This is a genomic window from Nonomuraea sp. NPDC050547 (assembly GCF_044457345.1).
Lineage (GTDB): Bacteria > Actinomycetota > Actinomycetes > Streptosporangiales > Streptosporangiaceae > Nonomuraea.
Genome location: NZ_JBITGW010000017.1, coordinates 94,735 through 105,842 on the forward strand (window position 1 = coordinate 94,735; position 11,108 = coordinate 105,842).

Genomic DNA, 11,108 nt, shown 5'->3' on the forward strand with positions numbered 1-11,108 from the left:
ACTAGGCACTATGCTCCCGCCCGAGGAGGTACCCGGACATGACCGACACCGCGCGCACCCCGCGCTCACCCGGGCGGCCCCGCAGCCAGAAGGTGGACGCGGACGTGCTTGCGGCCGCCCTCGACCTGCTGATCGAGCGCGGCGCCGCGGAGACCAGCATCGAGCAGGTCGCCCAGTGCGCCGGGGTGACGCGGGCCACCGTCTACCGCAGGTTCCCCGACAAGACGACACTGCTGATCCAGGCCATCGAGTCCGTGCACCAGGACCACGACCCCGAAGCGCTGGAGTGGCCGGACACCGAGCACATGCTCGACGACTGGGCGCGCTACCTGAGCGAGCCCCGCAACCGCCGCATGCTGCGCCGGCTCTACGGCGCGGTGGACGACCACCCGGAACTGCTGCTGGCCTACCGGAACGCGCACGGCGGGCGGCGCGCGGCGGCCGAGCACGCGGCGCTGCTGCGCACCCGCGAGCGCGGGCAGCTTCCGCCCGAGCGGGACATCCAGGTCGTCCTGGAGATGCTCAACGGCGCGATACTCCACCACCTGGGCGCCTACCCCGACACCGAGCCCCCCGAGGCCGTCAAGTCCTACTTCCTCGCGCTGCTCCGCCAGGTGGGCTACCGACCGGCCTAGGAGGTCGCCCGCTGGATACTACGGCACTCTTCCCGACATATCGCCTGGCCAGCGCCGTCGGCCACCGCCGGAGAGAGTCCGAGAACTCGGTCCAATTCCCCCCATGTCGAACACCTGTTCCTATATAATGATCGCATGGATCTGAAACCGAAGGGTCTGCCCGATCTGTGGCGTCCGCCGATCGTGGAGTACGCGGAGGCGATGTTTCCGGTGCCCGACAGCGGCGAGGCGCGCTACCTGCTCGCCTGGGGCGACGACCGCGACGGCGAGCGCTGGGGCTACCTGCTGTGGCGGCCGCAGACGCTCGCCACCCACGAGGGCGTACGGCACAGCGGCCACGTGCGCTGGGTGCACTGGCAGGACATCCGCCCCGTGGCGGGAGAGGACTACGAGACCGTCCCGGTCTGCGATCCCCTGCTGGCCGGGCACGACGATCCCATCTGACCGCCGAGGGGCTGTCGATTCTCCGGGTGCTCACGCGTCATGAGGCGTGAGCACGCATCGGAGAAAGGCAGAACCCATGACCGACATCCAGGCGGCCATCGCCGCCGAGCGCCGCGACCTGGCCGCCCTCCTCGCCGGGCTGACCCCCGAGCAGTGGCAGACGCCCTCGCTGTGCGCGGGCTGGCGGGTACGCGAGGTCGCCGCCCACCTGTCCATGGCCTTCAGGTACTCCATGCCACGAGTCGTCCTGTCCATCCTGCGTGCCCGCGGCGACTTCCACCGGGCCTGCGACCGCCTGGCCAGGCGCGACGCCGCGGCCATGGACACCGGGCGGCTCGTGGCGGCCCTGAGCGGCAACGCCGAGCACCCCTGGACCCCGCCGGGCGGCGGGCCAGGGGAGGCGCTGCGGCACGACGTGATCCACGGGCTCGACATCACGCTCCCGCTCGGGCTGGACAGGAAGGTCCCGCCGGATCGCCTCATCCTGGCGATGCCCGCCGACCTGACGGCCAAGAGCGTCACGTTCTTCGGGGCCGACCTCGACGGGGTCCGCTTCGCCGCCGACGACCTCGACTGGAGCGCCGGCACCGGCGACCTCGTCAGCGGCCCGGCCCAGGACATCCTGCTGGCGGTCACCGGCAGGAAGCTGCCCGCCGGGCGGCTGTCCGGAGCCGCGGCCGCCCGTTTCACCAGCTCATGAGAAAGGTCAGGTCAGCGGGCCGGTTGCCTTCACCTGGACGCGGACGCTGTCTCCCGGCAGGTAGGAGATGGGGATCTCGGTGATGGCGGTGATGCGCGTGCCCGCGGGGTCGGCTCCGGCGCGTACCGCGGCGTCGACGGCGGCTCGCCTGGCGGCTTCGAGGCAGGCCTCGCGGCCGCCGTCGGAGAACTGGTAGGTCCGGTCGAGCGTGCCGGACGCCTCGGCGATGGCGGCGCCGATGGCGTTGGCGACCGCCGCGTACTCGTGGCGGTGCACGACGCTGACGCCCGGGATCTCGTCCGGGATCAGGTGCGCGCCGCCGCCGACGGCGACCAGCGGCAGGTCGGAGCGGGCCACCTTGATGCGGTCGGCCAGCCTGCCGATCCGCTCGTCCACCCAGGACAGGGCCTGCCCGACGAGCGGGCGGGACACGTCGACCGCGCGGCCCGGCTCGCCGGCCGTCAGGCGTCCTGCCAGCACCGACACGTCGGTGAGGGTGAGCGTGTCGCCGCCGAAGACGCGGGCGCGCTCGGTCAGCCGATGCGCGACGCTGTCCGGCCCGATCCGCAGGCCCTCGTCCGCGCGGACCACCGTCCCGCCGCCGAGGCCGACGGAGATGAGGTCGGGCATGCGGTAGTTCGTCCGTACGCCGCCGATCTCGACCGGGAGGGCCGACTCGCGCGGGAAGCCGTTGACGAGCATGCCGACGTCGGTGGAGGTGCCGCCGACGTCCATGATGATCGCGTCGGCCAGCCCGGACAGGTGGGCCGCGCCGCGCATGGAGTTCGTCGGGCCGGAGCCGATCGTCATGACCGGCCGGCGCGCCGCCTCCGCCGCGCTCAGCAGCGTGCCGTCGTTCTGCGTCATGTAGATCTCCGCCCGCAGACGGTGCGCGGACAGCGCCTGTTCGAGGCCGGTCACCACCTCCGCGCCGACGAAGCGCAGCGCCGCGTTGAGCGTCGCGGAGTTCTCGCGTTCGAGCAGGCCGAGCCCGCCGATCTGGTGTCCCAGGGTGACGGGGAAGTTCTGGCCGAGTTCTTCGGCGAGGATCTGCCCGGCGCGGATCTCGTGCTCCGGGTTGGCCGGGGAGTGCACGCCGGTCAGCGCGATGGCGTCGACGGCGGTGCCGCAGGCCTTGGCGAAGGCGCGCACGGCGTCCTCGTCGAGGGGGCCCATCGGGCTGCCGTCGAACTCGTGGCCCCCGCGCACGACCGCGCTGTACGCGCACACCAGGCCGGCCAGGTCACGCGGCCAGTCCGCCAGCGGCGAGATCGACATCGTGGCCGGGGCGCCGATGCGCAGCACGCCGACCCTGGCCAGGTTGCTTCTGGCGATGAGCGCGTTGACCGGGTGGGTGGTGCCGAGCATCACGTGGCTGACGTCGGCGGGCCGTACCCGGGCGAGCACGGCGGAAAGGCCCGTCCCGATGCCGTCGAACAACGTCGCGGTCGTCGGGGTCTTGTGCCACGTCACGACCTGCCCGTCGGGGTCGATGGCGACGACGTCGGTGTTGGTGCCGCCGACGTCGATGCCGATGCGGATGGTCGTCATCGGGTCCCTCCGATGGGCACGAAGTCGAGGTCGTAGCCGAACGCGCGCGGTCCTGCCAGCGCGAGCCCTTCCGGCGTGTGCCACTGCGGCAGCGCCGGCATCGCGATCACGTGCAGCCGCTGGCCGTAGGCGACCGCCTCGGTGGTCATGGCGGTGCCGGTCTCGGTGTCGAGCAGGGTGATGAGGTCGGGGACCATGGCCTTCGGCTCGCCGTCCTCGAAGGCGATGAGGTTCTCGTTCTGCACCTCCACGCGCATGGCGCGGCCCGGGTCGTCGAGGTGGGTCAGCGTGATCGTGCCGCGGGCCCAGCCGCCGGTGGTGCGGCGTTCGATGTCGGCCACCTTGCCGGTGAACAGGATCTCGGCCTCGCAGAACCGCAGGAACTCCTCGTACGCCCCCGGCCTGCCCTCCTGGATCGCCCGGATCCTGCGCCCGATCTCCAGGCAGTAGGTCAGCGAGCCGTTCGCGCCGAACCGCGCGCACTCGCCGGCGGTGACGGCATAGGCGCTGACCACCGCGAGCATCCCCATCTGGGCCACGCACGAACGGGCCAGCTTCTCGCCGGTGGCGTTGTCGACGGAGTCGAAGAACACGTAGTTGCCCATGGAGTCGGCCATGGTCATCGGCGTGGAGGAGAGCCCGGCGAGGGTGAACAGGCTCATCTCGATCTGCGGGAACGCGCGCCTGATCGCGTCGGCGTCCACGCAGGGCAGCCCCAGTTCGGCGGCGACCACGAGCGGGAACAACGAGTTCAGGCCGCCGTTCTCCAGCGGTAACACCGCCACGCCCGTGCGGCCGAGGTGGCTTTCCAGGGCTCTGAGCACCCGGCCGGCCTCGTTGCCGTTCGGGAACTTCTCCACGACGACCGTGGGCGCTCCGACCATGCAGATCGGCAGGAGCAGGCCGTCCGGGTCGAGGTCGGCGGCGTTGACGATCTCGATGGGGCCGTGCTTGGCGATGGCCTCGCGCAGCATGATCTTCGCGATGTAGGGGTCACCGCCCCCACCGGTGCCCAGGACGACCGCGCCGAGCGCGAGGTCCTCGACGTCGTCGAGCGTGATGCGGTTCACGAACCCACCTCCTGATGGTTCATCCGTCGATCTCCACTTCGGCTTCGATCTCCACGGGAATGCCGAACGGGAGCGAAGCGACTCCCACGGCCGAGCGCGCGTGGAGCGCGCTGTCCTCCGGCCACAGCTGGTGGATCAGATCGGAGAAGCCGTTGATCACCGCGGGCATGCGGGTGAAGCCCGGTGCCACGTTGACCATGCCGAACACCCGCAGCCAGGCCGTCACCCTGTCCAGGTCGCCGAGGGCCGCGCGCAGGCTGGTGACCATGTGCAGCCCGGTCGCCCTGGCCGCCGCGTAGCCCTCCTCCACGCTCACCTCGGCGCCGACCCGTCCCGCCGGACCGTCCACCGACCAGTCGGGCAGCAGCGGCCCGTGCCCGGACAGATAGGCCCGGTTCCCCCGCACCCGGACCGACGGGAAGGGCAGCCGCAGCCCGTCCGGCGGAATGAGCGGCGCGGGCAGGACGAGGCCGAGTTCCCTGATGCGTTCCTCGACGCCCATCGCGCTCACACCCCTTCCGCGCGGGTACGGCGCAGCGCCTGCGCGGCGAACTCGGCCACGTACCGCGACATCCAGTCGGTGAAGGCGGCCTGGTCCGTCATGGCCAGCATGCGGTGGGCGGCGTAGTCGGCCCGCGCCCGCCGCAGGAACGCGTCGTCGTGCTCGCCCATGATCCCCATGAGCCGGTCGGCGGCGTCGAGCATGCGGAACGCCGACAGCAGCCTGGTCTCGTCCAGGGCGAGCGGCGCGCTGCAGACCAGCACCGTGACGGTCTCGTAGAGGGCGCGGTCCGGTTCCTCGCCGGCCGCGGTCATCGCGCGCCGTCCTCGAAGGCGGCGCCGAAGGCGTTGTGGTGCAGCCCCGAGGTGAATCCGCGCACCGCGGGCGAGGCCGTCTCCTTGGTGACGTAGCCGATGGCGACCGTCACGTCGGGGCGGATGTGCGCGGGCAGCCCGAACAGGGCGCGGACCGCCTCGTCCGCCCAGCTGGTGACGGTGCAGATGCCCAGGTCCAGCGTCTGCGCCATGAGCGCGAGGTGCGCGCAGGCCGCGCCGGAGTCCAGGCGGCTGACGTGCTCGACCATGCGCGGGCCGCCGGTCGTGCCGGCCTGGTCGAGGTCGGAGCACAGGGCGAGCATGGCCGGGGCGTTGTTCAGGAACCCCGGCAGCACCTGCCGCGCGGTGGCCAGCAGCACCGGATCGTCGACGACGACCACGTGGCGTACGCCCGAGCGGGCCTGCTGGGCGCGGGCCGCCGCCCAGGCCATCCGGCCCAGGACCTCGGCGGGCACCGGGCGGTCCTCGAAGATCCGGTGCATACGGCGGCGCCGCATGCCGTCGGCTATGTCGAGTGGCTTGGCATCGATCATGTGCGCTCCCTGGGGGGTTCGGGAAGGTTGTGCCTGACCCTAAGCCGGGCCAGACAAAAGGGATATGTGCGATAGCACATCTCAAATCCTCATCTTGTGCGCATCGCACACCTGGGACTACCGTGCGGCTGATGACGGTGGTCCGCGAACTCCTGCTCAGGCCCGACATCGGCCGGGCCGTCACGGTGCTCTGCGACGCCGGGCACTCCCGCGACATCGCGCGGGTCACGCTCATCGAGGACATGCGGGCCATCCCGCCCGCCCCCCACGGCCAGGTCGGGGTCTGCACCGGCAGAGCCTCCGACGAGATCAACCCCGACCTGCTGGACGTCGCGGTGGGCTTCGCCGCCGGCGCGAACGTGGCCGCGCTCGCCCTGGTCGGGCTGCCCCCCGACCGGCCGCTGCCGCTGACCGTCAGCAGGCTGGCCGAGCGGCGCGGGCTCTCGCTGCTGTCGGTGGAGCGGGGCACGGACCTGGCGCGGCTCGTGATCGCGATCGAGCAGGAGCTCGCCCTCGGGCCGATGCGCACGATCTCCCGGGCGGCGGCCGCGCTGGCGGCCCTGGACCGCGCGGAGCCGGGGCCCGACCCGATCGGCGAGCTGGCCGCGCTGGCCGGGCGCGAACTCGGCAGGCCCGTCACCGTCGAGCGGCGCCCGGACGGCGAGGGGGCGCCCGTCACCGCCGAGCAGCACCCCGATGGGGAAGGGGTGCCCGTGACGGTCGCCGGGGCGGTGCGGGCGCGGCTGAGGTGCGCGCCGGCCGGGGACGCCTCCGACGCGGTCGTGCGCCTCGTGCTGCACCGGGCCGCCTCGCTGGCCGGGCACACGATCGAGCAGGCCCGCCGTACCTCGGAAGGGCCGGCCGCGTCGCGGGCGGCGCTGCTGGCGGAGCTGCTGCTGAGCGCGCCCGAGGACGCCGGGCCGCTGCTGGCCAGGACGCGGCGCGCGGGCTTCGTCGTCGACGGCTGGCACACCGTGATCCACATCGAGCTGGACAACCTCGACAGCCTCACCGGCGGCGAGGCGGCGCGCCACGAACTCACGGTCGAAGCCCGCCGCCTGGCGCTGCAGGCGGCCTTGAACGACGGCGCTGACTGGCAGCGCGCGGACGCCGGCAGCGCGCTCACGCTGGTGCGGACCGACCGGTCCGAACCCGCCGCCACCCAGCCGAAGGCGCTCACCCGCACCGCGAGCGCCGTGCTCGCCAGGCTCAAGGAGCAGTTCGCCGGCCTGCGCCTGTACTGCGGCGTCGGCGGCTCCTACCAGGGGCTCGAAGGCCTGCAGACCTCCGCGACCGAGGCGCGCGCCGGCGGGGCGGCCGCGCGCACCGCCCGCCACCAGGACCGTCCGCTCGCCTTCCGCGACCTCGGGTTCCGGCGCGTGCTGCTGCAGTGGTACGCCATGAACAGCTCGCGCGTCGTCGTCGACCGCCTGCTGGCCCCGCTCGACGAGCTCGGCCCGCGGCGCAAGGACGAGGCCATCCGCACGCTCCAGGCCTTCCTCGACCACCCCGGCTCGCCCCGCGACGCGGCGGCGGCGCTGGGCGTGCACCGCAACACCGTCGCCAACCGGGTCAAGAGGCTGCTCGACCTGCTCGACATGGACGGCGACAACGCCGACCACCGCCTCCTGCTGCAACTGGCCTGCCGCGTGGCCGCCCGAGCGAGCCAGGATGGACCGGTCGCGACCCCGATAGCCTCTGGATCCGGGGCCGGACACCCGGCAGGCGCACAGAAAGTCGGTACGAGATGACGGCGGAAAAGCTCGGGGATCTGGCGGAACGCTTCTGGCGGTGGCGAGTCGCGGCCGCTCCCGACTCCGGCGACGACATCACGAGGGTCGAGCGTCCGCCCGGCTGGGTGCCGGACTGGTCGGCGGCCTCGGTGGCGGCCCGGCGGGAGACGTGGCGTTCCTACGACGCGGAGCTGCGCGCGCTCGACCTCGACGGGGAGCCCGTCCCGGTCGGGGTCGACGCCAGGCTGCTGGGGTCGGCGCTCGCCCGGGTGAGGTGGGAGCTGGACATCCTGCGGGCCTGGCAGCGCAACCCCTGCTTCTACCTGGACCAGGCGTTGGTGGCCGTCTACAACCAGCTCCTGCCGGCGCCGCCGTTCACCGTGACGCGAGCCGCCTCGATCGTCGCCGCGCTGGACGCGATTCCCGCGGTGCTGGCCCAGGGCCGCGAGAACCTGGCGGGCCACGCCGCCGCGCCGTTCGCCCGGTCGGCGCTGACGCTGCTGGAGAGCGCGGGCCCATCCCTGAGCACCGCGATGTCGGCCCTCGCGCCGCTCCTGCCGGACGGCACGCGGCTGGGCGAGACGACGCGGGCGGCCGTGCGCGCGCTCGACGACTTCGCCGTCTGGCTGCGCGGGCAGCTGCCCGCCTGCACCGACCGGACGGCCGTCGGGGCCGGCGCGCTGGCCTTCTTCCTGCACGAGGTCGCGCTCCTGCCGTACGGCGCGCGGCAGGTGCGCGCCATGGGGCGCCGGGAATGGGACAGGGCCGAGGCGCTGGAGGCCGCGCTCCGGCACCGTCACCGCGAGGCGCCCGACCCCGCCCTGCCCACCGGCACCGCCGCCCTGGTCGAGACGGAGGCGGCCGACGAGCTGGCGTTGCGGGCCTTCTACACGGATACGGGCCTGCTGAGCCAGCCCGCCACCCTGCGCCACTACCTCTTCGCCGAGATGCCCGCCTACCTGGCGCCGCTGTCGTGGCTCGGCGTACCGCACGAGATCGGCGTCGAGTCGCGTCCCGGCGCCGACGCGATCAGATACGTCGAGCCGCCCCGGCCCGACCTGCCGTACTTCGAGCTGGCCGCCGCCCGCGACCCTCTGGTCCAGCTCGCCCACGAGGGCGTCCACGCCCAGCAGCTGGCGCTGTCGTGGCACCACCCCGATCCGGTACGCCGCCGCTACCACGACTCGGCGGCCAACGAGGGCATCGCCTTCTACCACGAGGAACTCATGCTGCAGGCGGGGCTGTTCGACGGCTCCCCGCACAGCGCCGTGTTCGTGGCCAACGCCATGCGGCTGCGGGCGCTGCGGGTGGAGGTGGACGTCGCGCTCGCGCTCGGAGACCTCACACTGGACCAGGCCGCGGACGTCCTGGCCGATGCGGTGCCGATGGACAGGGCCACGGCGTGGGAGGAGGCCGTGTTCTTCGCGGGCAACCCCGGGCAGGGGCTGAGCTATCAGATCGGCAAGCTGCAGGTGCTCGACCTGCTGGCCGCCACCCGCCGCAGCCAGGGCGCGGCGTTCGATCTCGGGGCCTTCCACGACCGGCTCTGGCTGGAGGGCAACGTGCCGCTCGCGCTCCAGCGGTGGGAGTCGCTCGGCCTCACCGACCACATCGAGGAGGCCGACCGGCTGGCCGAACTCGGGTAGCGCGGCCGGCTCTACGATGGCGCCCATGGAGGGGAACGCTTCGGACGTCGTGCGGGCCTGGGACGCGCGTGCCGACCACTATCTGCGCCTGTTCCGCCACGAGCTGGAGGGGAAGCCCTTCGACCGGGAGGTCCTCGACGCGTTCGCCAAGCGGATCGGCGACGGAGGCAGGGTGTGCGACGCGGGCTGCGGGCCCTGCGGTCACGTGACCGCGCTGCTGGCCGCGCACGGCCTGGACGCCTTCGGCGTCGACCTGTCGCCGCGCTGCGTGGAACTGGCCAGAAGCGAGCAGCCCGGATGCCGGTTCGAGGTGATGGACCAGCGGGCCGTCACGCCGGCGCTCGACGGCCTGGTGTCGTACTACTCCCTGCACGACCAGCCCAAGCGGGAACTGCCGGCCGCGCTCACCGCGTGGGCGGCGGCGATCCGTCCGGGCGGTCAGCTCCTGGTCGTCGCCAAGGAGGGATCCGGCGACGGCGTCATCGCCGATCCGCTCGGCAGTGAGCTGCGGGTGTACTGGGCCGAGTTCACCGCGCCAGAACTGCGTGCCGCGGCCGGGGCGGCCGGTTTCCTCGTGGACGACGTCACCGTCCGCGAGGCGTACGAGGACGAGATCCCCACCAGGAGGATCTACCTGTCCGCCACCCGCTCAGCCGACCCGGCGGGCTCGTAGCGCTTCCAGGGCCTTGTCGGCGTGGACGGACATGCGGATCTCCGACTTGACCACCGCCAGCACGCGGAAGTCGGTGTCGATCACGAAGGTCTGGCGCCGGGTCGGCGCCAGGGCCAGCCCCCGCCGCACGCCGAACCTGCCGGTGACCGTCCCGTCCGGGTCGGACAGGAGCGGGTAGCCGAGCCGGTGCGTGTCGGTGAACTCCCGCTGCCGCTCCACCTCGTCGGTGCTCACGCCGACGGGCCGCGCCGACTCCTGCGCGAACTCGGCCGCCAGGTCGCGGAAATGGCAAGCCTCGCGGGTGCAGCCCGCGGTCATCGCCGCCGGGAAGAAGAAAAGCACCACGGGACCGTCCGCCAGCAGGTCCGACAGCCGGCGCGGCCGGCCCGTCTCGTCGGGAAGCTCGAAGTCCTCGACGAGGTCGCCCGTTCTCATGCGACGACCTTACGTCTCGCCGGCCGCCCGGTACTCGGTGGGGGTCTGGTCGTGGGCCTGGCGGAAGGCGCGGTAGAAGCTGGAGCGGGTCTGGAAGCCGCTGGCGTGCGCGATCCGGTCCACGCCCCAGTCGGTGCCGGACAGCAGGCGGCGGGCGTGGGCGAGGCGGAGCTGGGTGACGTACTGCCAGACGGGCATGCCGAGCGCCTGCTTGAAGGCCAGCGCCGCGTAGGTGGGGTGCACTCCGGCCGCCTGCGCGATCTCCTCGACGGTGAGGTCGCCGGTGTAGCCGCGGGCGATGACGGCGAGCATGCGTTCGGCCGAGCGGGCCTCCACGGCGCCGGTGGCCGGTCGCCTGCCGGTGGCGAGGCGGGCGAGCCTGGCGTGGAGCTCCAGCAGGCAGATCTCGGCCTCGTCGGCCACCGGGCGGCGGCCCAGGCGCAGCTCCTCCTCCCAGCGGCGCATAAGGAAGCGGTCGTGGGCGGATTCGCGGGCGGTGCCGTACAGGAAATGGCCCTGCAGGAGGCGGTCGAGCGCGCTCTGCAGGGCGGGCTGGCCGATGACGGCGCTCAGCGGGACGGTCACCCAGAGGAAGTCGACGTCGCGCTCGGACACCAGCCGGTGCGGGTAGCCGCCCCAGAAGACGGCGAGCCTGCCGCGCGGCAGGTCCACCGCGCCCGCCGAGGTGGTGTAGCGGGCGGTGCCGGACAGGACGAGGTTGAACTCCAGCTCGGGGTGGATGTGGGACCGCGGCATCGGTCCCGAGGTCACGTGGAAGGCCCGCAGGCCGATCACCTGGGCGAGGGGCACGACCTTGAGAATACGCGACTCCTTGCCGATTGCGCGTGGAT

General features: G+C 73.0%; 13 protein-coding genes. 6 read left to right on the forward strand and 7 right to left on the reverse strand.

All coding sequences use genetic code 11. The features are described from left to right. Positions 1-38: 38 nt before the first annotated feature. The 3 genes from ACIBHY_RS36800 to ACIBHY_RS36810 all read left to right on the forward strand — a co-directional run bounded on the left by ACIBHY_RS36800 (position 39) and on the right by ACIBHY_RS36810 (position 1,779). The gene (locus ACIBHY_RS36800) at positions 39-635 is read left to right on the forward strand and encodes a TetR/AcrR family transcriptional regulator (RefSeq protein ID WP_397309118.1); all 597 of its coding nucleotides are present in this window, start codon (positions 39-41) and stop codon (positions 633-635) included. 135 nt (positions 636-770) lie between these two features. Continuing rightward, positions 771-1,079: a hypothetical protein gene (locus tag ACIBHY_RS36805; protein WP_397258669.1), complete on the forward strand. Its 309-nt coding sequence runs from the start codon at positions 771-773 to the stop codon at positions 1,077-1,079. A gap of 76 nt (positions 1,080-1,155) precedes the next feature. Then, the gene (locus tag ACIBHY_RS36810; protein ID WP_397309119.1) at positions 1,156-1,779 is read left to right on the forward strand and encodes a maleylpyruvate isomerase family mycothiol-dependent enzyme; all 624 of its coding nucleotides are present in this window, start codon (positions 1,156-1,158) and stop codon (positions 1,777-1,779) included. A 6-nt stretch (positions 1,780-1,785) separates the two neighbouring features. Here ACIBHY_RS36810 and ACIBHY_RS36815 read toward each other — a convergent pair whose 3' ends face one another. Genes ACIBHY_RS36815 through ACIBHY_RS36835 form a run of 5 tightly spaced genes read right to left on the reverse strand, consistent with a single transcriptional unit; the run spans position 1,786 to position 5,770 of the window. Next, the gene (locus ACIBHY_RS36815; RefSeq protein ID WP_397309120.1) at positions 1,786-3,330 is read right to left on the reverse strand and encodes a hydantoinase/oxoprolinase N-terminal domain-containing protein; all 1,545 of its coding nucleotides are present in this window, start codon (positions 3,328-3,330) and stop codon (positions 1,786-1,788) included. Beyond that, positions 3,327-4,400 (reverse strand): DUF917 domain-containing protein, encoded by a 1,074-nt coding sequence (locus ACIBHY_RS36820; protein WP_397258663.1) that lies wholly within the window; start codon positions 4,398-4,400, stop codon positions 3,327-3,329. Before ACIBHY_RS36820 ends, ACIBHY_RS36815 begins: the two co-directional genes overlap by 4 nt. Positions 4,401-4,419: 19 nt before the next feature. Further along, positions 4,420-4,902, reverse strand: coding sequence for a RidA family protein (locus ACIBHY_RS36825; RefSeq protein WP_397258750.1), 483 nt, complete (start codon positions 4,900-4,902; stop codon positions 4,420-4,422). Between the two features lie 5 nt (positions 4,903-4,907). After that, a complete protein-coding gene (locus ACIBHY_RS36830; RefSeq protein ID WP_397309121.1) occupies positions 4,908-5,216 on the reverse strand; it encodes a DUF6092 family protein in 309 nt (102 codons plus the stop codon). Continuing rightward, positions 5,213-5,770, reverse strand: a complete 558-nt coding sequence (locus ACIBHY_RS36835; protein WP_397258659.1) for a nitroreductase family protein — start codon at positions 5,768-5,770, stop codon at positions 5,213-5,215. The genes ACIBHY_RS36830 and ACIBHY_RS36835 overlap by 4 nt, the downstream gene beginning before the upstream one ends. A gap of 131 nt (positions 5,771-5,901) precedes the next feature. Between ACIBHY_RS36835 and ACIBHY_RS36840 the strand changes: the two genes are divergently transcribed. From ACIBHY_RS36840 to ACIBHY_RS36850, 3 genes are read left to right on the forward strand one after another with little or no spacing between them, the layout of a single operon-like run. Continuing rightward, positions 5,902-7,521 (forward strand): PucR family transcriptional regulator, encoded by a 1,620-nt coding sequence (locus ACIBHY_RS36840; RefSeq protein ID WP_397309122.1) that lies wholly within the window; start codon positions 5,902-5,904, stop codon positions 7,519-7,521. Then, positions 7,518-9,149 carry a DUF885 family protein gene (locus ACIBHY_RS36845; protein ID WP_397309123.1) on the forward strand — a complete coding sequence of 544 codons (1,632 nt, stop codon included), beginning with the start codon at positions 7,518-7,520 and terminating at the stop codon, positions 9,147-9,149. The genes ACIBHY_RS36840 and ACIBHY_RS36845 overlap by 4 nt, the downstream gene beginning before the upstream one ends. A gap of 25 nt (positions 9,150-9,174) precedes the next feature. Beyond that, on the forward strand, positions 9,175-9,822 hold the full coding sequence (locus ACIBHY_RS36850) for a class I SAM-dependent methyltransferase (RefSeq protein ID WP_397258654.1): 648 nt from the start codon (positions 9,175-9,177) through the stop codon (positions 9,820-9,822). Here ACIBHY_RS36850 and ACIBHY_RS36855 read toward each other — a convergent pair. Beyond that, positions 9,799-10,257: a peroxiredoxin gene (locus ACIBHY_RS36855; RefSeq protein ID WP_397309124.1), complete on the reverse strand. Its 459-nt coding sequence runs from the start codon at positions 10,255-10,257 to the stop codon at positions 9,799-9,801. The two genes, ACIBHY_RS36850 and ACIBHY_RS36855, sit on opposite strands and share 24 nt — an antisense overlap. A 9-nt stretch (positions 10,258-10,266) precedes the next feature. Further along, positions 10,267-11,067 (reverse strand): helix-turn-helix domain-containing protein, encoded by an 801-nt coding sequence (locus ACIBHY_RS36860; RefSeq protein WP_397258650.1) that lies wholly within the window; start codon positions 11,065-11,067, stop codon positions 10,267-10,269. Between the last annotated feature and the right edge of the window lie 41 nt (positions 11,068-11,108).

Coding starts and splice junctions, on each gene's coding strand:
- ACIBHY_RS36800 (WP_397309118.1), top strand. CDS start 39: ATGACCGACACCGCGCGCACCCCGCGCTCACCCGGGCGGCCCCGCAGC.
- ACIBHY_RS36805 (WP_397258669.1), top strand. CDS start 771: ATGGATCTGAAACCGAAGGGTCTGCCCGATCTGTGGCGTCCGCCGATC.
- ACIBHY_RS36810 (WP_397309119.1), top strand. CDS start 1,156: ATGACCGACATCCAGGCGGCCATCGCCGCCGAGCGCCGCGACCTGGCC.
- ACIBHY_RS36815 (WP_397309120.1), bottom strand. CDS start 3,330: ATGACGACCATCCGCATCGGCATCGACGTCGGCGGCACCAACACCGAC.
- ACIBHY_RS36825 (WP_397258750.1), bottom strand. CDS start 4,902: ATGGGCGTCGAGGAACGCATCAGGGAACTCGGCCTCGTCCTGCCCGCG.
- ACIBHY_RS36830 (WP_397309121.1), bottom strand. CDS start 5,216: ATGACCGCGGCCGGCGAGGAACCGGACCGCGCCCTCTACGAGACCGTC.
- ACIBHY_RS36835 (WP_397258659.1), bottom strand. CDS start 5,770: ATGATCGATGCCAAGCCACTCGACATAGCCGACGGCATGCGGCGCCGC.
- ACIBHY_RS36840 (WP_397309122.1), top strand. CDS start 5,902: ATGACGGTGGTCCGCGAACTCCTGCTCAGGCCCGACATCGGCCGGGCC.
- ACIBHY_RS36845 (WP_397309123.1), top strand. CDS start 7,518: ATGACGGCGGAAAAGCTCGGGGATCTGGCGGAACGCTTCTGGCGGTGG.
- ACIBHY_RS36850 (WP_397258654.1), top strand. CDS start 9,175: ATGGAGGGGAACGCTTCGGACGTCGTGCGGGCCTGGGACGCGCGTGCC.
- ACIBHY_RS36855 (WP_397309124.1), bottom strand. CDS start 10,257: ATGAGAACGGGCGACCTCGTCGAGGACTTCGAGCTTCCCGACGAGACG.